Genomic DNA, 21,425 nt, shown 5'->3' with positions numbered 1-21,425 from the left:
CGATTTTCTTCATGCTCGGGGTAACAAGAAAACGGCTGGGATCGGGGTAATGGCGAAGACACTGGGGCCTGTTAAGCGTAAATTCTCTCCTTGGACCGAACCGGATGCCGTTCCGTTCATCCGTTTCGAAAATGTCACCAAGCGCTTCGGCGATTTCGTCGCGGTCGACAATCTGACGCTGGATATCTATGAGCGCGAATTCTTCTCGCTGCTCGGTCCGTCAGGCTGCGGCAAGACCACGCTGATGCGCATGCTGGCAGGCTTCGAAGAGCCGACCTCCGGCCGCATCCTCCTGCAGGGGCAGGACCTTTCCGGTGTGCCGCCCTACAAGCGCCCCACCAACATGATGTTCCAGTCCTACGCGCTCTTCCCGCATATGTCGGTGGAGAAGAACATCGCCTTTGGTCTCGAGCAGGATAACTTGCCGAAGGGCGAGATCGACGCCCGCGTCCAGGAAATGCTGAAGCTGGTCAAGCTCGACCAGTTCGCCAAGCGCAAACCCAACCAGTTGTCCGGTGGCCAGCGTCAGCGCGTGGCACTCGCCCGTTCGCTCGCCAAGCGTCCCAAGGTCCTGCTGCTCGACGAACCGCTCGGCGCGCTCGACCGCAAGCTGCGCGAGGAAACCCAGTTCGAGCTCATGGACATCCAGACCAAGCTCGGCCTGACCTTCCTGATCGTTACCCATGACCAGGAAGAGGCGATGACCGTGTCCGATCGCATTGCCGTCATGGACAAGGGTATCCTCGTCCAGGTGGCCACACCCGCGGAGATCTACGAGGCGCCGAACTCGCGTTATGTCGCTGACTTCATCGGCGACATCAACATTCTGGAAGCCAAGGTCGAATCCAAGGACAGCCAGCCGACGGGAGACCTCGTGCGGATCGACAGCGACGGCGTCAAGATCACCGTCGAGCAAACCTGCGAAGCGGTGCAGGGCGACAGTGTCGCCTTCGCCGTCCGGCCGGAAAAAGTACGGATCTCATCCACCCAGCCCGAGATATCGGCTACCAACTCGTTGCATGGCGAGGTCTGGGACATTGGTTATCTCGGCGACTTCTCGGTCTTCATCGTTCGTCTAGATGACGGACGCATGTTCCGCGCCGCCCAGGCCAATGTCTCGCGTCTCGTCGATCGCCCGATCACCTTTGGCGACATGGTCTGGCTGTCCTGGCCGGCCGATGCCGGCCTTGTTCTGACACGCTGAGGAGGGCGCCACATGGCAGATAGTGTCGCCACCTCCAAATCCGGCTCAGCCAAATGGCTGGTCGTCATCATTCCCTATCTGTGGATGGTGCTCTTCTTCCTGACGCCGTTCCTGATCATCGTGAAGATCTCGCTGTCCGATACGGCGATCGCCATGCCGCCCTATACGCCGGTGCTGGAAGGTTTTGCAGCGATCGGCGATTTCATCAGCCAGCTGGATTTCGAGAACTATATCTTCCTCACGGAAGACTCGCTCTATTTCAACGCCTATGTTTCGTCGCTGCGCATTGCGATAATTTCTACCTTCCTCCTGCTGCTGATCGGCTATCCCATGGCGCTCGCCATGGCGCGTGCATCCGTGACCATCCGCCCGACGCTGGTCATGCTGGTCATCCTGCCCTTCTGGACCTCGTTTCTGATCCGCGTCTATGCCTGGATCGGCATCCTCAAGCCGGAGGGCCTGCTGACCGTACTCCTGCAGTCGCTCGGCCTGATGGATGAAGGTAGCCAGGTCCAGATCTTCCGCACCGAGATGGCCGTCTTCATCGGCATCGTCTATTCCTATCTGCCCTTCATGGTGCTGCCGCTCTATGCCGCGCTCGAAAAGATGGATGGTACACTTCTCGAAGCGGCGAGCGATCTCGGCTGCCCGCCATGGAAGGCTTTCTGGAAGATCACATTTCCCCTCTCGATCCCGGGCGTCATCGCCGGCTCGATGATCTGCTTCATTCCGATCACGGGTGAATTCGTCATCCCCGATTTGCTCGGTGGTGCTGATACGCTGATGATCGGCAAGACGCTGTGGACCGAATTCTTCGGCAATCGCGACTGGCCGCTCGCCTCCGCCGTTGCGGTTCTGCTGCTCCTCATTCTGGTCGTGCCCATCGCCATTTTCCAGAACCAGCAGCAGAAAGTGTGAGGGCGGACCGATGAAACCTGGAAAATTCGACGCGACCATCCTGACGCTCAGCTTCGCCTTTCTCTACATCCCGATCCTGATCCTGGTCATCTACTCCTTCAACGAGTCGAAACTGGTCACGGTCTGGGGCGGCTTCTCGCTGAAATGGTACGGCGAGATGTGGCGCAATGCCGGCCTGATGAGTGCAGCCTGGGTCACGCTGCAGGTGGGGCTTCTCAGTGCCTCGCTCGGTACGGTCCTCGGGACCTTGGCGGCCCTGACACTCGTTCGCTACACGCGCTTCAAGGGACGCTTGCTGTTTTCAGGCATGATCTATGCGCCGCTCGTCATGCCTGAGGTGATCACCGGTCTGTCGCTGCTTCTGCTTTTCGTCGCTGTCGGCGTCGACCGAGGCCTGATGACGGTCGTCATCGCCCACACGACCTTCACCATGTGTTACGTGGCGATCGTCGTGCAGTCGCGCCTGCTGACCTTCGACACGAGCCTCGAAGAAGCAGCGCAGGATCTCGGCTGCCCGCCGGTCAAGACCTTCTTCAAGGTCACCCTGCCGCTGATCCTGCCTGCCGTCATTTCCGGCTGGATGCTGGCCTTTACCCTGTCGCTCGACGATCTCGTCATCGCGAGCTTCACCACGGGGCCGGGTGCGACGACCCTTCCGATCAAGATCTATTCCCAGGTCCGTCTGGGGGTCACCCCCGAAATCAACGCCATCTGCACCATCCTGATCGGAATTGTCACCATCGGCGTGATCATCGCCTCCATCGGCACCAAGCAGAGGGAACTCCAGCGGCAACGTGACGAGCATGTCGCGGCCCGCGGGGTCACGGCCTGAACCGTTCGTGTGCCGCAGCGGTCAACCGCGGGGCGGCATCAGGAGATAGGTCACGAGCCAGATCGGCACGATCACGACGGCACCCATGAGCATGCGGGGTGTCGCCCAGGCAAAGGCGGAGAGGATGCCGTTGTGCAGGTCCTCCGCCGTGACGCCCATGCTCTCAAGCACGGCCCTCGGCGTTATGCCAAAGAACGACAGAAGACTGCCCGCCAGCAGTGAGGCCAGCGCCAGTTTGATGAAACCCGATAGCAATGCCTGCACCTGTCGTCCCCCGGCGCCCAGACTCGTTCCATTCTAGTATTTGCATTTACGAATGGAACAGCCCGCGCTGGCGAGTCGAGACCTTTATTGACCCGCGGTCGGGACGGGTGGGATTGGAGAAATGACCGGATCTTGCCACGCGCCCCCGATAAAGAAGCGCAGCGGCGACCCAGCCTGATCTGCTGTTGCCATTTGTGACAATTCGCCCGTCAACGCCAGAGCCTGTCGGCTGTAGGGGATGATCCCAGAGAGGGTGAAGGTCTCCTGCGTACCCACGATCCGGGCCTTTTCCACTTCCGCCGAACCTTCCGAAAAGCGCAAGGATATGTCGAGGCTGCGGTAGTCGAATTCTCCCGCGCCGGCTGCGCTCAGCTGGAAATAGGTCCGGTCGCTCGACATCTGCCGAAGCCCAACTGCATTCAGCCCGAGGATTTCGCCGTTGTCGGCGCGTATGTCGAGCCGTCCCGACATGGCGTCGATGTTGCGACGCCAGCCGGGCCCGGCGAGCTTTGCATTGAGCGTCAACGAGCCGATGCCCTTGAGCGTGAGGCTCCCGGGAGAAAGGCTGGACATGAGCGATCCGAGATCGATCCGATCCATCATCACGGCGATTTCGGCACCCTGGTCGAACCCGTTGCCGCTCGCGCTCAGGCGCGCCGAAAGCGTTCCGCCCAGGAATCGCGTATCCCCGATCACCAGCTTCAACGACTCGTCACCACCGGTCAGGCTGGCGCCGAGATTGGTCAGTTGGAAGTTCGCAACACTGGCTGTGGCGGCCGACATCCGCATGTCGAAGTCCACCCATTGGGTGAGGCTCGGCAGCCGCACATTGGCGCGATCTCCCAGATCGATGGAAAGGGCCTGAAGAAAACCGTCTAGATCAAGAAGATCGACAGCCACCGTCCCGATCAGAAGTGGTTTCGCATCTGCGCGCTTCTTCAAGGTCAGGATGCCGTCGCCCGGGCTGCCATTGATCTCGAATTCAAGATTGTCGAACCGCCACTCGTCTTCGGCATCCGTCACCTGCGCGCTCAACGAAGCGGTCTGCCACCGTTCCGTCCCGGCGAGACGCACCCCGAATGCCGAGGCTGCCTGCGGCACATCCGAGATGCTGAGATTGACATCGGCCCGTTCCAGGCTGGCCTCCTTGAGGTCGATCACGCCCTTGAGCTGCCCGCGCATGCCCGGAAGCGATGCGGAGAGGTCGACCTGGCTCGCCGCACCTGCGAGCAGAAGCAAGGGCGTCGAAGTCTGGAGGGAAAGCGACATGCCGCGATCCTGCACATTGAACGTCGCCTGCCCGGAAAGAGGAGCTGCGAGACGTGGCCAGTCGATCTTGGCATTCATCCGGTCGGCGACGAGGGTTGTGCCGCTCTGCGCATCGATCAGGGTGACCGCGCCATCGATGATCTCGACGGTCCCGATCTCCGTCTCCCTGGTGCCGCCATCGGACTCCGGGCTGGTCTGCGTGGTCAGGGCGCCGCGCACGGCCGTGTTCAACAACCCGTCACCGCTCCAGTCCAGCCGACCATCGGTATCCCGCTGGATCCGGATCTGCGGTCGCTCGAACCGAAAGTCGTTGAAATCGGGCTTGCCTTTGACGGCCGAAAGCAGACTGAATTCTGCGGACAGGCGCTGGATCTCGACGAAAGGCTCGTCGGGGCGATCGCTGGCACGCCGTATTGTGACGCCCTTGAGGGTCACTTCCGGCTGCGGCCAGAACCGCAGTTCGGAGACATCCTCGATCGTGACGGGGTGCCCGGCCCATTGCGCCATGGACGATTCGATCGCCGAGCGCACGACGGCACTGGAGATCAGATGCGGAGCGGCGACACGCAGAGCAATGGAGACGAGCGCGCCGATAGCGACCGCCGAGAGCGCGAGCTTGAACAGCCGTCGGGTCCGCCGGCCGGGGCCAGCGCTTCCAGGGCTTTCAGATTGTCCGGCGCGTCGCGAGAATGTCATTCTGGCCCGTGTCCAAGAGCGTCGTCGAGTACTTGTGGCGGATATAGGAATTCTACCCCGCGTGCAACGAATGGACGGCCGTCCACCGGTTTCCCGGCTTTGTATCGCACTGCGGTATGCTATAGGAAAGGACAGAAGAGGAGGAGCGGAATGACTGAACAGGTACCCCTTTGGACACCCTCCGACGCCTTCAAGGCGTCGCAGCCCCTGACCCATTTCATCGAGTGGTGCGCCACCCGCGAGGGCCGCAGCTTTGCGGACTATGACGCGTTCTACGACTGGTCTGTCGAAGACCGCGCGTCCTTCTGGTCGGCAGTCTGGGACTATTGTGGCGTGGTGGGAGAGAAGGGGGACGCAGCACTTGCCGATGACGGCGATATGCTGAAGGCACGCTTCTTCCCGCAGGCGCAGATCAACTTCGCCGAAAATCTCCTGGCCCATGCGGGAGAGGGTGATGCGCTGGTCTTCCGCGGCGAGAACAAGGTGTCGGACCGCTGGTCCTGGTCGCGCCTGACAGCCACCGTATCACGCCTTCAACAGGCCCTGGCTGCGATGGGTATCGGCGAAGGCGACCGTGTGGCGGCCATGATGCCGAACATGCCGGAAACCGTGGCCCTGATGCTGGCAGCGACCTCGCTCGGCGCCATCTGGTCCTCCTGCTCGCCCGATTTCGGCGACCAGGGCGTGCTCGATCGCTTCGGCCAGATCGAGCCCAAGCTCTTCATCGCCTGCGACGGCTATTGGTACAATGGCAAGCGCCAGGACGTGGCGGACAAGATCGTCACCGTTGCCGCGAAGCTCGATGTTCCAGTCCTAGTGGTTCCCTATGCGGGCGACACCGCCGCACTTCTCGCGCGCCTGCCGGATGGCCGCAGCTTCGACCAGTTCATCGCGGAATTCTCCGTAAAGGACATCGAATACCGCAGGCTGCCGTTTTCGCATCCCATTTATATTCTCTTCTCATCCGGCACGACCGGCGTGCCGAAATGCATCGTCCACTCGGCCGGCGGCACCCTGTTACAGCAGCTCAAGGAACACCGTTTCCACTGCGGGCTTCAGTCCGGGGAAAAGCTCTTCTATTTCACCACCTGCGGCTGGATGATGTGGAATTGGCTGGTCACGGGCCTCGCCTGTGGCGCGACGCTCTGCCTTTATGACGGCTCGCCCTTCTATCCCGACGGAAATGTCCTCTTCGACTATGCCGCCGACGAGAAGTTCGCGATCTTCGGCACCTCGGCAAAATACATCGACGCCGTGCGCAAGGGCGGACTGACGCCCAAGACCACGCATGACCTCTCGAGCCTGCGCCTGATGACCTCGACCGGCTCGCCGCTGTCGCCGGAAGGTTTCTCTTTCGTCTATGAGGGCATCCGCGACGACATCCAGCTCGCCTCCATCTCCGGCGGCACCGACATCGTTTCCTGTTTCGTGCTGGGCAATCCGCTGAAGCCCGTATGGCGCGGGGAGATCCAGGGCCCCGGCCTCGGCCTGGCGATCGATGTCTGGGATGACGATGGCAAATCCGTGCGCGGCGAAAAGGGCGAACTCGTCTGCACCAAGGCTTTCCCCTCGATGCCTGTGATGTTCTGGAACGACCCCGAGGGTGCCAAATACCGCGCCGCCTATTTCGAGCGCTTCGACAACATCTGGTGCCACGGCGATTTCGCCGAATGGACCGAGCACGGCGGCATCGTCATTCACGGCCGCTCTGATGCGACACTCAACCCCGGCGGTGTGCGTATCGGCACGGCCGAGATCTACAACCAGGTCGAGCAGATGGACGAAGTGGTCGAGGCCCTCTGCATCGGTCAGGACTGGGACGACGATGTCCGTGTCGTCCTCTTCGTGAGACTGGCCCCCGGTCTCAGCCTGACGGAAGAGCTCGACAAGAAGATCAAGACGAGAGTCCGCACCGGCGCCACGCCGCGCCATGTGCCGGCAAAGATCGTCCAGGTCGCGGATATCCCGCGCACCAAATCCGGCAAGATCGTCGAGCTCGCCGTGCGCGAGGTGGTGCATGGCCGGCCGGTGAAGAACAAGGAAGCGCTCGCCAATCCGGAGGCCCTGTCTCTTTTCGCCGACCTCGAACAATTGCGCTCCTGACGGAAAAGTGTCCCGAAAGGCAGCAATTTCAGAGCAATACCTCAAATGTGGGGTAGCTGCTGGGCGTGGCGGGTAAGGTTCTCTTAACTGGCATTCGGCAAGACTGTCACCAACTTGGAGATGCGCGATCAGACGCGACGAGGACGGGAAACGCCCCGGACACGATGTCGATCGTACCTTCACTCCAGTTTGACAGCATTGATTGGGGCGGCTTCGGCCGCCCTATTTTTTATCCGCTCGATCAGCGCTTTTCGTCGAGAGACCGCGAGACCAGGATCACCGGAATGAGACCCGCTGCGATGATGATGATCGCTGCCACCGAAGCGTCCTGCGCCATGCCACGTGAGGCGTCTTCGTAGACGAGAGTGGCCAGCGTGTTGAAGTTGAAGGGACGCAGCAGGATCGTCGCCGAAAGCTCCTTGAGCGTCTCGATGAAGACCAGGAGCGCCGCTGTCAGCACGGCAGGTCGCAGATTGGGCAGGAGGACCTGGCGGAGCGTCTGCAGGCTCGAGCGCCCGAGGGTGCGGGCTGCCATGTCGAGATGGGGCGAAAGTTTCTGGAAGCCGGCATCGACCGTGCCCTCCGCCATGGTCAGGAACCGCACCGTATAAGCATAGACGATCGCAAACCCCGTGCCGGACAGAAGGAGCCCCGTCGAAATGCCGAGGTTCTCCCGCAACACGCCGTCCAGCGCATTGTCGAATGTCGCAAGCGGGATCAGAACCCCGATGCCGAGCACCGTGCCGGGAATGCCGTAGCCGAGCGCTGCGAGCCGTCCGGCACTCATGGCCAGACGCGAGCGACCCGTACGTGCAGCATAGGTCAGCACGAAGGCGAGCAGCACCGTGATCAGGGCTGCAGCCGAGGAAACCAGGGTCGAATTCCAGAGGGCGTCGAGCAGACGTGGCTCGAGGAAGTCCTCCATCCGTCGAAGTGCAAAACCGCCCAACACGAAAACCGGCACCACGAAACCGACCAGGATCGGTACGAGGCAGAACAGCGTCGCGAGCGCCGCCTTCACGCCCGACAGCCGAAGCCTGACCGCATCGGTGACGATGGCCGTCGTCTTGTGGCTGCTGAAGCGCTGGCGCCGCCGGGCCATGCGTTCGACGATGAGGAGACCTGCGACGATGACAAGCATGAAGCAGGCAATCTGGGCTGCACCCGCCAAGCTGCCGCGGTTCAGCCATGTGTCATAGACCGAGAAGGTCAGCGTCTGTACGCCGAGATATTCGACCGCTCCGATATCGTTCAGCGTTTCCATCATGACCAGCGTCAGCCCGATCATGATCGCCGGCCGCGCCATCGGCACCTGGATGCGGGCAAAGACGCGCAAGGGGCTCGAACCAAGGGTTCGGGCGACGTCGGCGGCGGCGCGCCCCTGCATCAGGAACATCGAGCGGCAGGCGAGGTAGACGTAAGGGTAGAGCACGGCCGACATGACCAGCACGGCGCCTGAAAGCGACTTCACGTCGAAGAAGCTGTAGTCGCGCGAGGAGGTAAAGCCGAACAGCGCCCGATATCCGGTCTGCACGGGACCGGTGAAATCGAGAAACTCGCCGAAGGCATAGGCCGCGAGATAGGAGGGAATGGCGAGCGGCAGGACGAGCGCCGGGGACAGGAACCGCCGCAGCGGAAATTCGCAGGACGCGACCAGCCACGCGGAGCCGATCCCGACGATGGCCGTGACCAGCCCGGTAAACAGCAGCAGCCAGAAGGTGCGCATCCCCGCCCGTGGGATGACATTCGTCATCATGTGCTGCCAGTTGTCCGGATCCGCCGAGAAGCCGATGACGAAGATCGCCGCGATCGGCATGAAGACGATCGCGGCCGTGATCAGCGCAGCCACGGTCGCATAGCCGGGCCGCTTTTTGAGCGGCGTGCCGGTGGTCGAAACAGGATGGGCTGTGCCCGGATAAGGACGAGTGGACAAGCGGTCGGCCCTTGCGAGGAGCGGCAAAGGCTTTCCTCTAGCGGAAAGCCGCCGCGATGAAAACCGCTGCTGTCGTCACGCCTTCGTTCACCGGCGAAGGGCAGTGAGGCTTTCCCCGATCAGCCGCAGGCCGAGCGCACCGATCACGGCGCCGGCCAGCCGGTCCACCCAGACTTTGCCCCCGAGATAGGCCCGCTGCGACCGAGGCGCCGAAAAGGCCATCGCGACAATGGCGTACCAGCCGGCTTCGATGAAGAAGATCACGCAAGGAAGGGCAAGCATCAATGCCAGCGGCGGATCCTGCGGCATGAGCGCGGCGAAAATGCTGGCATAGACGACAGCAGTCTTGGGATTGCTGATCTGTGTGACCAGTCCGAGAAGAAGCGCACGCGAAACAGCAAGTGTCTCGCGCCCGTCCGGCGAAGCCGCGGACAGCGGTTCGCGCGCGCCACGCCAGATCGCTATGCCGAGATAGAACAGATAGAGACCGCCGGCACATTTGAGCACCAGATAGAGCCACTCCACCTGCTGCAGCAGCGCCACGAGACCCGCGAGCGCGAGAACGGCGAAGACGGCGCCGCCGAGCCCCATCCCGATGGCGGCGGCGAGCCCGTGCAGGCGCGAATTGCTGACCGAGATGCGCGAAACCAGCACGAAACTCGGCCCGGGGCTCATGGCGCCGATACCGATCGCGATCATGGTGCCGAGGAGGATGCTGAAGCTTGCCATGCTGAAATCTGTCTCGCCGAGGTGATGTCCGAGGCAGGCTAGATGCCGCATCACCGGAATTCAAGCGGCGACCACCGGCTTGGTCATGCCGGTCCACCGACATCTCGCGCGAAAATCCTCGCAACCTGCACCCGGTCTGCACAGGATCTGCAAAGCCGCGGCGCATCTTCGCACCATGACCTCGATATCTCACCCTCGATCGCCTGTCCTTCCATTGCCGGCCAGCCTTCTCAAGGAGGGCTGGTGGCTGGTCGACGAAGCACACCCGAACGCCGAGCGCCGCGATGCGCCATCCGGCGTGATCATCCATTTTCCAAGGAACGACCACAGGAGCACGATGTGCCGAACAGCAATCTCCCCGCCCAGCGATTGACGCGGCACATCGCGCTTCCCCTGCTGCTCGTTCTGGTGCTCGCAGCAGATCTCCTGATGTTTGGGCAAGAGCCCGGCCTCAATCGTTTCCTCACCTGCCTCCTTGTTGCCGCCAGCCTCCTGCTCATTGCGCCATCGCGAAACCGGACGAGCGCTGCCCGCGTCGCATCCGTGGCCATCCTCTCTCTTCTGCCGATGATCGAGGCGCCGACGCTGTCCTCGTGGATCCTCGCGTCACTGGGCCTCGTTCTCCTCGCCCTTGCAGCAGGAGGGCTTCTGCCGAAGGACCCAACGGCGATCCCTGCGACCCTGGCGCGTTTCGTCCTCAAGATACCGCCTCGCTCTTTCCAAGGCGCGGGGCGGTTGATGCAGACGCGAGCCCTCCCGGTAACGGCACGCGGGATCGGAACGGAACTCCGCTTCTGGATTCTGCCGCTGATCCTGGGCGCGGTTTTCGTCGGTCTCTTCGCGGGCGCAAATCCGCTGATCGAGCGCGCCCTTGAGGCGATCGATCTCGCAGCCATCTTGAATCTGATCGATCTGCAGCGCCTCTCCTTCTGGCTGATGACGGCCGGGCTCGTCTGGATTCTGCTTCGGCCGAAGCTCTCCCGGCGCTTCTGCCGCCGCTCCGCAAACCAAGATATTGCGCTCGTTCCGCCGTCCGTCATCAGCGAGCCGGTCCTCTTCAGGGCGCTGATCCTATTCAACCTGCTGTTCGCCATCCAGACCATGCTCGACATGGCTTATCTGTGGGGCGGCATGGAGCTGCCGGAGGGCATGTCCCACGCCGAATATGCCCATCGCGGCGCTTATCCGCTGGTCATCACGGCCCTTCTCGCCGCCCTCTTCGTACTGGTCGCCATTCCCCGAGGGCAGGGCGGAGCGCATACGCGTCTGATCCGGGTTCTGATCTATGTCTGGATCGCACAGAACATCCTGCTTTGCCTCTCTGCCATCCTGCGGCTCGATCTCTATATCGCGGCCTATTCGCTGACTGGCATGCGCGTGGCCGCTGGTCTTTGGATGCTGCTCGTGGCGGTAGGGCTGGCGCTGATCCTGCTGCGCATTCTGTTCGACAAGAGTAATGCCTGGCTCTTTGCGATGAACGCCGCAAGCCTGCTCGTCGTGCTCTATGGCGTGGCCGTCACCAATATCGAAGGCATCATCGCAAGCTACAATGTGGAACATTCTCGCGATCTCGATGGCGGCGGAGCCTGGCTCGATATCGAATATCTGGCATCCCTCGGCCCCGCCGCATTGCCGGCACTGGACACCTATCTGGCCCGGGCATCGTTTCGCCAACTTCCTGATTTCAGGCTGTTGACGATGTACAACATCCGGCGGGACCTCGCCTTCGAAGTCAAGATACGATCTGAGGACTGGCGCAGTTGGACATGGAGGGCGCACAGGCTAGAAAAACATCTCGCCGGACCGGCGCCGCTGGACTGAGAGACGCAAAACATGCCCGGTGCGACCGAGCGGGACAAGGGGAGGCGCATGCAGCAGATACTGGTAGTCGACGATGAGCCGCATATCCGCGACGTGATCTGCTTTGCGATCGAGCGTGCCGGCATGCGCCCTGTGGTCGCCCGGTCCGGGACCGAAGCCGTCACCGCCTTTCGCCGGGGCCGGCTCGATCTCGTCGTCCTGGATGTCGGCCTGCCGGATATCGATGGCCTGGAGGTCTGCCGGGAAATCCGCAAGACCTCGGCCTTGCCGATCCTCTTCCTCTCGGCCCGCGACGAGGAGATCGACCGCATCCTCGGGCTGGAAATGGGCGGCGACGACTATGTGACGAAACCCTTCAGCCCGCGTGAATTGGTGGCACGTATCCGCGCGATCCTAAAACGGACCGGTGCCGGCGCGATGCCGGGCGACCAGGCGGGCGTGCTTTCCGTGGGAGACGTAGTCCTGGACCGCGCCGCCCGTTCCGTAGCCTTGGCCGCGCATTCGCTTCAGTTGACCGCACTCGAATTCGCGATCCTCGACGCCCTGATGAGCCGGCCGACCATGGTCTTCACCCGCGAACAGCTGATGCAGGCGGCCTACCATCCGGGCGTTCACGTCTCGGACCGCACCATCGACAGCCATATCCGCAATATTCGCGCGAAGTTCGCCGAAGTCTCCCGCGAGCCTGTTGTCACGACGGTGCACGGGGTCGGCTTCCGCTTTCACCAGGCGGGCATGGCGTCATGAGAGACCGGCTGGTCATAGTGCCGAAATGGCGACCGCCACTGGCGCTGGTCATCTATTCACTGCTCCTGACGGTCCTCGCACTTCCCGTTCTCCTGCTCGCCTGGTTCCGCCCGGCAGCGATCACGGTCAAGCCGCTCAGCAGCACGGAATTGGGCGCACTTTGCGTGGTGCTCGCCTTCACCGTGATCATCGGCTTCGTGCTGGTCCGCGCCATCAAGGCGCCGCTCGACGCGCTGGTGGCGCGCAGCCGGGAGATCGCGGCAGATGGACGCGACGCGATCCGGCCGCTGGAAAGCTACGGTACACGGGAAGTCGCGACCTTGGCCCAGGGCATCTTCGATCTCGCCGGCGACCTCGTGGAGCGCACGGATTATGTCCGCACCTTCGCGACGCATGTCTCGCACGAGCTGAAATCGCCACTCACTGCCATTGCCGGCGCTGCGGAATTGCTCCGGGAAGCCGAAAGTGAAGGGGAGTCGATGACCCCGGCGCAGCGACGGCGCTTCCTCGACAACATCGTATCCGACGCCCGTCGCCTCGACCGACTCTTGATCCGTCTGCGGGAACTGGCCCAGGCCGAGGCACCGGTGGCCCCCGGCAAATCAGAACTGTCTTCGGCGATGACGGTGATCGCGGCCCGGTTTCCGGGGCTGCGCCTGATCCGCGAAGGGGACTGGTCGCGGTCGATCCCTCTGCCCGCAGAGGCCGCCACCATCACCCTCCAGAACCTGGCGGAAAACGCGCTTCAGCATGGCGCGACGCAGCTGAATATCACGATCGAGGAAGGCCCGGACGCCCTGCGCCTCCGTGTCGAAGACGACGGTTCTGGCATTTCCCCTGACGTTGCGGATGCGGCCTTCCGCCCCTTCTACACCACGCGCGCGGCAGAAGGAGGCACGGGCATGGGGTTGAGGATCGTCGAAGCGGTGCTCGCGGCGCATGGCGCTTCCATCCGCCTCGATCGCAGTCACCGATCCGGCGCCGCTTTCGATATCAGCATGCCGCGGGAGGCCTGAGGCCCCGCCGTCACGCTGGCGTCAATCAGCCAGCACGCGCGGAGAGGGGAACATCACCTCGACCAGAGTGCCTTCGTTCGGCGTCGAGGAGATGGCGAACTGTGCCCGGTTGGCATCGACCATGGCCTTGGTCAGCGGCAGGCCGAGACCGGTGCCGTCGCCCCGGCTGCGCGGCGTGCCGGTCGAGACCTGACGGAAGGGTTTCATCGCCTGCTCGAGCTCGCTGCGTGACATGCCCACACCGGTATCGCGGATGCGGAGCACCACGCTGCCGTTCGGCTCATAGGCCGTGGAAACGATGATCTGTCCGCCCGAGGGCGTAAAGCGGATCGCATTGGCGAGAATGTTGAGCACGATCTGCTTGATCGAGCGCCCGTCGGCCACGACATTCGGCACGGCCTGCGAGAGCGCAGTCCGGATGATCACCCGCTGGCCGTTCGCCTGCGGCTGCACGATCGAGACCGCCGCCTGCACCATCTCGTTCAACCCGACGGAGGAGAAGTCGAGCTCCATTTCTCCGGCTTCGATCTTGGAGATATCGAGCAGGTCGTTGACGATGTCGAGCACGTGTCGGCCCGAGCGCACGATGTCATGGGCATATTCGCCGTAGCGCGGATGACCGACGGGCCCGAAATGCTCGTTTGCCATCATGTCGGCAAAGCCGATGATCGCGTTGAGCGGCGTGCGGATCTCGTGGCTGACGCGGGCGAGGAAGTCGGTCTTGTGGGCATTCGCCGTTTCGGCCGCGCGCTTGGCGTTGCGCAACTCCTCCTCGGTCCGCTTCCACTGGGTGATGTCGCGGATAACGGCGCAATATCCGTTCGAGGAATTGAGCTTCCCGATCGTCATGAACATCGGCAGAAAGCCGCCGGAGGCTTCGCGACCGATCACTTCGCGCCCGTCGTTGAGCACGCTGGCGACGCCATGGCCCGAGAGCCCGTTGAGATAGTCGAGGATCGACTTCTGGCTTTCATGGGCAAACAGCATGACGAAGGGTTTGCCGCGCGTCTCCATGTCGTCGAAGTTGAACAGCGCGCTCGCAGCCCGGTTCATCGACCGGATGTCGCCGTCTGAATCGAGGATCACGACGCCGTCGGTCGCGGTTTCCAAGATGGAGCGCAGTTCCTCGGCTTCCACCTTGAGGCGGGCGAGCTCGGAGGCCTGGGCCGGCGTCGTGACCGGGGCCGGCACGGCAGCCGGAGGCTCCGGCGAGATTTCCTGACGGGGAAGTTCTTGCGGCTGAGCGATCAGCGCCAGCATCAGCGCACTCGTCTCCTCGAAGCGCACCGATTGCAGGCGTGCCGTCACCGGCAGCAACAGGTCGTCGGCGCAAAGGGCGACGACCTGTCCCGCTTCGTCGCCGGGGGTTTCGAGATCCTGCCGCTGGATGAGCGTGTCGAGGCCGCCGGCCTCATCGAGCTCGCCGAGCGTCTTGTAGCCCGTCAGGCTGAAGAATTCCGGATTGGCATGGATCAGTCTGTCACCGACATGCACGAGCAGGGCGACCGGCATCAGGTCTACGATCTCGGCGGTCAGGCTGCGTTCTCGTTTGCCGGCCGGACGTTCGCTCGGCAGTTCCGGCAGGGTGACCTCGAAACCCGGCTGCGATGCAGGCGGCTCGACGGCTTCAACCGGGGACGCGGGTTCCACTGGTTCCTGTGCCTTGGGGGCAGGCGTGAGGGTTTCGGTCCGCAGCACGGGCGGCTCGGATGGCGTGAGTGATTGTTCGACCTTGGCGCGCAGGCCAAGCGGGTCGAGCTTGCGCGCGATCTCCTGGAAAGCCGCCTGTTCACCCGGCGTCAGAGCGTCGCGCTGGCGAGCGCGATGATCCTGCAACTGCACGACCTTGTCGGGCAGGCTCGGCTTGTGCGGCTCCATGATCCGCAGCACCGGCGGCTCGAAGCCGGCCGGCTGCGGCGCGGGCGCATCCTCGTCGGCGACAGGTGCAAAATCGCTGGCCTCGGCTTCCAAGTCAGGCGCCTCAGCTTCGTCCTCGTCGGGATGCAGCATTGCGTCGAGTACATCCTCGCCGGTCTCGGCGATCTGTTCTTCGACAAAGTCTTCCGGCGGATGGCTCTCGCCTTCGCTGAGCTCGGTCAGGAACTCGACCAGATCCTCGTCGGGATCGCTGGTGATTTTCATCTCTGGCTCGGTCAGGTCTTCAACGATCGGCTCTTCGCGCACGAAGGTCATGCCGATCGCGTCCGGGTCCTCTAGCGCGTCGGCGACCCGCACGATGCCAAACCCGCGGAAACCATCGAAGTCGCGATTGCGGGTATAGGTCGGAAGCGCCGCGAGATCGACCGGGACGACCAGCCGCGTGCCTTCGACCGGCCAATAGATCGTCTTGCCGGACCAGGTATCCCGCTTCTTCAGGAGATCGCCGATCTTGCCTTCCGGATCGAGGTTGAAGAGGGCTGCCAAGTCGGAGAAGGCAACGCCGTTGATATCGGCCGCCCGCGGCCCGACGGCCTGGGCGAATTCGGAGGAGACCTCGCTGAAACGGCCTTCGGCGTCGATCTTCCAGACGAAGCGGGTCGCGCGGCGGTCCTGGCTGAAGACGAAGCGCTCGGCCGTCGAAGCGATCTCTGGCGTCGGAAGAGGAGCCGCCACTGCAGCGACCGGTTCATCCTCGGCGACCGTTGCCTCTTCGGCCGGTGTCTCCTCGATCCCTGTCATGGCCGTCTCGACGACGAGTTCGTGTTCGTCCATAGCCGGGATGAGATCAGCCTCGGTCAGATCTTCATCCGCTTCGACAACCTCGACGACCGGCGTCTCCTCGACGTCGTCGCTTTCGTTCAGTTCGTCCGTCTCCGGCTCGATCTCTTCGATGTCGCCGATCGCCGCAATCACGCTTTCGAACGGAGCAGCGGACGAGGGCATGTCCTCGCCTTCGATCGCCAATTCGGGCTCTGAGGCAGCCGCCTCGGTATCGATCACGTCCTCGACCGTGTCGTCGGAACGAACGGGCTCCGCGATAGCCGTGGGCAGATCGGCATCGTCTTCCTCGGCAAAATCGTCACTCGGATCCATCTGGCCGAGAATGGTCTCGACCGCGAAGAGCAAGTACAGGGCCGGCTCATCCGAAATCTTGCCGATAGCCGCTGGCAGCTGGCCGAGCGCGGTCGGGATCGGCCGCTTGACCAGCCGATCGGCATCCGCGTCGACGAAATTGACCAGCATGCGGGCAGTCTGCGGCGTCATGCCGAGGCCGGGGAAACCCTCGGAATTCGCAACGACGCTGCCTTCGCCATCGAGCACGGCCATATGCGTGTCCGGATCGTCGAAACCGCTCATCAGGTCGAGAGCGAGTTGGCGCACGTTTCCGCTGGACGGCTTGATCGGGGGTACGGCGAGCAGGATCACCGGTTCGCCGCGGCGCACCTCGATACATTCCGCAGCCGCCGTGACAGGCACTTTCTGGAAGCCGGACGTGATGCGCAGCATCAGGTTGCGGCTGTCACCGACATTGGCCAGCTGCCGCGCCGCCGTCTCGATCTGCCGGAAGGTAATGTCGCCGCGCTGAGGGCCATCCTCCAGGAAGTCGTAGATCGAGGCAGCCCCGAAGAAGCGCGCGCCTGCGCCATTGCACCAGAGCACCCGCTCCAGTCCCGGCGCAAACAGCACGAGCGCTTCGCCACGCGCAAGGCGCGGGCGGATGAGGTCGTGCACTGCGACGTCGATGAACGGATATTGAGCGGGCATATTGGGGACCTGCACTTCATGGCCTGCGAGTAAATTAACAGATTTTTAATAGCTAGGCAGTGCCCTTGGGTCCAGAAAATGGGACGCCTTTCGGTCGATAAGGTTAATCCGGCTGGATTATCAACATGCAGAAAATCTAATTGTGCAGTGCACAATGATATTGCAATGCACAATAACAGGTGCTATATGGGGTTCATGAACGAAACATGAGGGGTCACCAAGGATCCCGTGACAAGAGGAAATGCATCATGAATACCAAGGATATGTTCTCTTTCTCGACATTCGACCCTTCGAAGATGCAGGAAAGCTTCCGTGACTTCGCCGAAAAGGGCGCAGCCCAGTCGAAGGAAGCCTATGCCAAGATGAAGACCGCGACCGAAGAAGCCACGAAGACCGTGGAAGCGACTGTCCAGACGGCCCAGGCCGGCACGGTCGAACTCGGCCTCAAGGCCATCGACGCCATGCGCACCAATGCCGAACTTTCGCTGTCCCATATGGAAGCGCTCCTCGGCGTGAAGTCGGTTGCCGAACTCGTCGAACTGCAGACTGCTTTCATCCGCAAGCAGGCCGAAGTGACGATCGAGCACGCCAAGTCCATTCAGGAAACCGCCAAGAAGGTGACCGAGACCGTGACGAAGCCGGGCAAGGAAGCCGCTGAAAAGGTCATGACCTCGCTGAAGGTCGCCTGATCGCGCGACGCGACCAGTCAATCCTCCCAAGGATCTTGGGCCGGGCGTCTAGCCCGGCCTTTTTTCTATCCCGAGCCTTTTCACGCGATGCGCAGAAAGGGCTTGAAAAAAAATCCATCTGCTCGTATGTGACCCCTCGACGGCGTCAGCGACGCGGTCATGTGCGGTTGTAGCTCAGTTGGTTAGAGCGCAGGTTTGTGGCACCTGAGGTCGGAGGTTCAATTCCCCCCAACCGTACCATTTCTCTCCCTGATAAGTACTCATAATCATTGAGCTTTCAGGAGCGTCTGAGTTTCAGAGACCTTTTTCGGCGTGGCGTTCCTTCAATTCCATGCCGGTCTTGGCATGTAGCCTAGGGTGAAATATTGCCTGACGACTCGATCTGGAGCACGAAAGAGATCATACTCGCCATCATCGGAACGGGCGTGATATCTGCATTTGCGTCATCACTTTTGACGTGGATTGGTGACTTAACTCGAACATATACTCGGTCAAAACGGGAAAAAGCTTATCTTTGTATCAGGGTCGCAGTCACCCTTGATGCGTATGCGATAAGTTGTGCAGAGGCGCTTAAAGCGGCAGCCGCGCACTATGCTCAGACCAAAGACCCCCTCGGCATAACTCTGCCCGAGCCTCTGGCGTAACCGGCTGATATAAATTGGGAATCGATCGATCCAAAACTAGCGTATCGACTCATGAACTTCCTGAACGAGTGTGAGGCGTTGGCTGCCCAGGCCCGATACGCACAGCACTTCGAAAACAATCCATTCGATATTGAGGATGCCGCTAGATCAGCAGGTAAGAAAGCATACGAACTTGCCAATGTTGTCAGGAAAGTTGCCAATCTTTCACCATCTGACCTGAGTCGCGGTTTGAACGGCCTTATTGATGCAAACTGATGGCTACGCACCTGTATTCACAGGCTGGAGTGCCCCTCGGTTGCCCGCCATGCAGAAAAATTAGCTCTCCATTTCAATGATCCATCGCGATAGCGCAGAGCAAGGCCGGTTTTGGGTCGCCTGGAATCACGACGGCTGGCGGGCGGAATCCGGCAAGGTCAGGGGTGAAAATCCTATGCCGGACCTGGCGTCTCTGTCTGCGCCACGTTCCATAAAATGCGACCGAAGCCATTAACCCGATGGCAACAACTCCCACAATCCAGGCTTTGCCGCTTCCGAAATTGATGCTCTGACTGCCGCCTGCCCAGCGGAGGTCTGATGGAGCGTCGAGATTTTGTGCGTCAGTCATGCGAAGCGAACTCGCTCATCCTCCTGTTCGGCTGTCATTTCCGCGGCTGGATCTCCGACTGGAGCCCCAGGGGAATAAGGCTGGTTCTCGCCGAAGACCTCCGGCTCGATCCAGCCGAGCATTTCATCATGTACAGCGATCGTTTCGATGTCCTGCATGCCCAAGTCGTCTGGCGCAGGGACGATCGTGTCGGCGCCCGCATCCGCAATTGGCGAACGGCGGCAGTGAGCAACCTCCTCGATCCGCGCGTCTCTCGCCGATCGCAAGCATAGGGCGCGACGGTCGAGCGGGAGCCGGTCCTCTGCTCCCTGGGAAACGAAAAACCCCGCCGCGCTGTCGTGACGGGGTCCTGAAGCCTTGAGCCTCCGCTGCTCGCTCAGGCGCGGGCCACTTCCTTCACCCAGCCATGCGTGTCGGCGACGGAGCCGCGCTGGATGCCGGTCAGCTGGTTGCGCAGCTTTTCCGTTTCGATGCCGATGCCGGCATTGCCGATGACGAATTCACCGCCCGGATGGCGTACGGTTCCGATAGCGGCGACGACGGCCGCCGTACCGCAGGCGAAGGCCTCACGCAGCTTGCCGCTGCGCGCATCATCCATCCACTCGTCGAAGGAGTAGGGACGCTCGACGACCTTCAAGCCATTCTCATTGGCAAGCTTGATGATCGAGTTGCGCGTGATGCCGGGCAGGATAGTGCCCGAGAGCGGCGGCGTGACCACGGTATTGTCATCCATGACGAAGAAGACGTTCATGCCGCCCAGCTCTTCGATCCACTTGTGCTCGGCGGCATCGAGGAAGACGACCTGGTCGCAGCCGCGGTCGGCCGCTTCCTTCTGGGCGAGAAGGCTCGCCGCATAATTGCCGCCGCACTTGGCAGCGCCCGTGCCGCCGGGTGCTGCACGCGTATAATGCTCGCTGACCCAGAGCGTGACCGGCTTGCTGCCGCCCTTGAAATAGGGGCCGACAGGCGAGGCGATGACGCAGAAGATGTATTCGCGCGAGGGTCGAACGCCGAGAAAGGCTTCGCTCGCAAACATGAAGGGGCGCAGATACAGGCTGCCTTCGCCTTCCGGAACCCATTTGGCGTCGATCTTCACCAGTTCTTCGACAGCCTTGAGGAAGAGTTCTTCCGGCACGTCAGGCATCGCCATGCGCTCGGCAGACTTGTTGAAACGGCGGGCATTTTCTTCCGGACGGAAGAGCGTGATGCGGCCATCCGCACCCTTATAGGCCTTCATGCCCTCGAAGATCTCCTGCGCATAGTGCAACACGCTTGCGGCCGGATCGATCTGGAACGGCTTGCGGGCGGAAACCTCAGGGCTGTGCCAGCCCTTGTCGACATGCCAATGCACCACCGCCATGTGGTCGGTGAACAGCGTTCCGAAGCCCAGGTTTTCGAAAGCCTTCAGCCGCTCGGCTTCCGGCATGGGCGCGGCATTCGGAATAATCTGGAAGTCGAGAAGTGCGGTATTCGTGGTCATGGAGAGCCTGTGCCTGAGCTGTTCACGGTTGTGATGGCCACGCCGATGGAGCGGTCGCAGCCGGTGCCGTCGTTTGTGCGGTTTGATCGGGATTTGTCAACAGAAACCATGCTGCCGCAATGCAGCAAAACGCCCGGATCGCAGGGCCGACAGCGGGTTCAGCCCGTCATGAGTCCAAACAGGAACCAGACACCAGCGAGCGAGATGGCAGCACCGAGTGCCTGCACCAGCCGACCGCCACCGATCGGCTTGAGCCCTGCACCAATCGCAATCCCGATCACATGGATCACGCCGGTCGAGACCACGAAGCCGACGGTGAAGGCTGCAGGGTCGCTGGCGCGGGGTGCCAACACGCCGTGTGGATAGCCATGCATCAGCGCAAAGGCTGCAATCAGCACCAGCGCCACCCATTCCGGTGCCCGCCAGGCCGCCGCAATCGCACCGCCGAGAACGATGACCGAAAGCGCGATTCCGTATTCGATCGGCTGGTCCGGCAGGACGCCGGTCATGCCAATGATCCCACCCACGCACATGATCATCGGGAAGGTGGCCGGCAGCGTCCAGACCGATCGCCCGCCCATCTGCGCGCCCCAAAGGCCGACGGCCAGCATGGCGAGCAGATGATCAAAGCCGGCGAGCGGATGGCCGAAGCCTGACCCGAACCCGCCGAGCGGCCCGTCCATCACATGGGCATGGGCGGGAAGCGCCGAAAGAAGTGCAAGCAGGAAGGCGGGAAGGCCGAGATGAAGCAAAGGCTGGCGCATGTCAGTA

The 21,425-nt window shown here is 62.1% G+C and carries 17 protein-coding genes and 1 tRNA gene; 11 read left to right on the top strand and 7 right to left on the bottom strand.

Annotated elements, in window-relative coordinates:
- Positions 1-49 precede the first annotated feature (49 nt).
- The 3 genes from E9677_RS02700 to E9677_RS02690 are packed head-to-tail and all read left to right on the top strand — an operon-like array spanning position 50 to position 2,954.
- The gene (locus E9677_RS02700; protein WP_136556545.1) at positions 50-1,204 is read left to right on the top strand and encodes an ABC transporter ATP-binding protein; all 1,155 of its coding nucleotides are present in this window, start codon (positions 50-52) and stop codon (positions 1,202-1,204) included.
- A gap of 12 nt (positions 1,205-1,216) precedes the next feature.
- Entirely contained in the window at positions 1,217-2,122 is a 906-nt protein-coding gene (locus E9677_RS02695) for an ABC transporter permease subunit (protein ID WP_136556544.1), read from the top strand.
- Positions 2,123-2,132: 10 nt separating this feature from the next.
- Positions 2,133-2,954 carry an ABC transporter permease gene (locus tag E9677_RS02690; protein ID WP_136556543.1) on the top strand — a complete coding sequence of 274 codons (822 nt, stop codon included), beginning with the start codon at positions 2,133-2,135 and terminating at the stop codon, positions 2,952-2,954.
- 21 nt (positions 2,955-2,975) lie between these two features.
- Here E9677_RS02690 and E9677_RS02685 read toward each other — a convergent pair whose 3' ends face one another.
- Positions 2,976-3,218, bottom strand: coding sequence for a DUF6460 domain-containing protein (locus E9677_RS02685; RefSeq protein ID WP_235882840.1), 243 nt, complete (start codon positions 3,216-3,218; stop codon positions 2,976-2,978).
- An 84-nt stretch (positions 3,219-3,302) separates the two neighbouring features.
- Positions 3,303-5,183 (bottom strand): AsmA family protein, encoded by a 1,881-nt coding sequence (locus E9677_RS02680; protein WP_168801099.1) that lies wholly within the window; start codon positions 5,181-5,183, stop codon positions 3,303-3,305.
- A gap of 150 nt (positions 5,184-5,333) precedes the next feature.
- Here E9677_RS02680 and E9677_RS02675 point away from each other — a divergent pair, with 150 nt between their 5' ends.
- Entirely contained in the window at positions 5,334-7,286 is a 1,953-nt protein-coding gene (locus E9677_RS02675) for an acetoacetate--CoA ligase (protein ID WP_136556541.1), read from the top strand.
- Positions 7,287-7,527: 241 nt separating this feature from the next.
- On the opposite strand, the gene E9677_RS02670 is transcribed toward E9677_RS02675, so the two are convergent.
- On the bottom strand, positions 7,528-9,102 hold the full coding sequence (locus E9677_RS02670) for an ABC transporter permease (RefSeq protein WP_136557170.1): 1,575 nt from the start codon (positions 9,100-9,102) through the stop codon (positions 7,528-7,530).
- Positions 9,103-9,306: 204 nt separating this feature from the next.
- On the bottom strand, positions 9,307-9,948 hold the full coding sequence (locus E9677_RS02665) for a LysE family translocator (RefSeq protein WP_136556540.1): 642 nt from the start codon (positions 9,946-9,948) through the stop codon (positions 9,307-9,309).
- 339 nt (positions 9,949-10,287) lie between these two features.
- Here E9677_RS02665 and E9677_RS02660 point away from each other — a divergent pair, with 339 nt between their 5' ends.
- The 3 genes from E9677_RS02660 to E9677_RS02650 are packed head-to-tail and all read left to right on the top strand — an operon-like array spanning position 10,288 to position 13,532.
- Positions 10,288-11,769: a DUF4153 domain-containing protein gene (locus E9677_RS02660; protein WP_235882839.1), complete on the top strand. Its 1,482-nt coding sequence runs from the start codon at positions 10,288-10,290 to the stop codon at positions 11,767-11,769.
- A gap of 48 nt (positions 11,770-11,817) precedes the next feature.
- Entirely contained in the window at positions 11,818-12,516 is a 699-nt protein-coding gene (locus tag E9677_RS02655; protein ID WP_136556539.1) for a response regulator transcription factor, read from the top strand.
- Positions 12,513-13,532, top strand: a complete 1,020-nt coding sequence (locus E9677_RS02650; protein ID WP_136556538.1) for a sensor histidine kinase — start codon at positions 12,513-12,515, stop codon at positions 13,530-13,532. Before E9677_RS02655 ends, E9677_RS02650 begins: the two co-directional genes overlap by 4 nt.
- Positions 13,533-13,553: 21 nt before the next feature.
- On the opposite strand, the gene E9677_RS02645 is transcribed toward E9677_RS02650, so the two are convergent.
- Positions 13,554-17,237 (bottom strand): ATP-binding protein, encoded by a 3,684-nt coding sequence (locus E9677_RS02645; RefSeq protein WP_136556537.1) that lies wholly within the window; start codon positions 17,235-17,237, stop codon positions 13,554-13,556.
- 248 nt (positions 17,238-17,485) lie between these two features.
- Between E9677_RS02645 and E9677_RS02640 the strand changes: the two genes are divergently transcribed.
- The 4 genes from E9677_RS02640 (at position 17,486) to E9677_RS02625 (ending at position 19,446) form a co-directional block, all read left to right on the top strand.
- Positions 17,486-17,926, top strand: coding sequence for a phasin (locus E9677_RS02640; protein WP_136556536.1), 441 nt, complete (start codon positions 17,486-17,488; stop codon positions 17,924-17,926).
- A 163-nt stretch (positions 17,927-18,089) separates the two neighbouring features.
- A tRNA-His gene (locus tag E9677_RS02635) sits at positions 18,090-18,166 on the top strand.
- A 455-nt stretch (positions 18,167-18,621) separates the two neighbouring features.
- Positions 18,622-18,825 carry a hypothetical protein gene (locus E9677_RS02630; RefSeq protein ID WP_136556535.1) on the top strand — a complete coding sequence of 68 codons (204 nt, stop codon included), beginning with the start codon at positions 18,622-18,624 and terminating at the stop codon, positions 18,823-18,825.
- Positions 18,826-19,143: 318 nt separating this feature from the next.
- A complete protein-coding gene (locus E9677_RS02625; protein ID WP_136556534.1) occupies positions 19,144-19,446 on the top strand; it encodes a PilZ domain-containing protein in 303 nt (100 codons plus the stop codon).
- A 104-nt stretch (positions 19,447-19,550) separates the two neighbouring features.
- On the opposite strand, the gene E9677_RS02620 is transcribed toward E9677_RS02625, so the two are convergent.
- Together E9677_RS02620 and E9677_RS02615 are read right to left on the bottom strand one after the other, a co-directional pair.
- Complete coding sequence (locus E9677_RS02620; protein ID WP_136556533.1) at positions 19,551-20,654, bottom strand: branched-chain amino acid aminotransferase; 1,104 nt, start codon at positions 20,652-20,654, stop codon at positions 19,551-19,553.
- Between the two features lie 158 nt (positions 20,655-20,812).
- Complete coding sequence (locus E9677_RS02615) at positions 20,813-21,418, bottom strand: HupE/UreJ family protein (protein ID WP_136556532.1); 606 nt, start codon at positions 21,416-21,418, stop codon at positions 20,813-20,815.
- Positions 21,419-21,425: the final 7 nt, after the last annotated feature.

The sequence above is a fragment of the Peteryoungia rhizophila genome (genome assembly GCF_004912145.1).
Lineage (GTDB): Bacteria > Pseudomonadota > Alphaproteobacteria > Rhizobiales > Rhizobiaceae > Allorhizobium > Allorhizobium rhizophilum.
The sequence above is the reverse complement of the archived record's forward strand: the minus strand, read 5'-3'. Positions and strand labels throughout refer to the sequence as shown.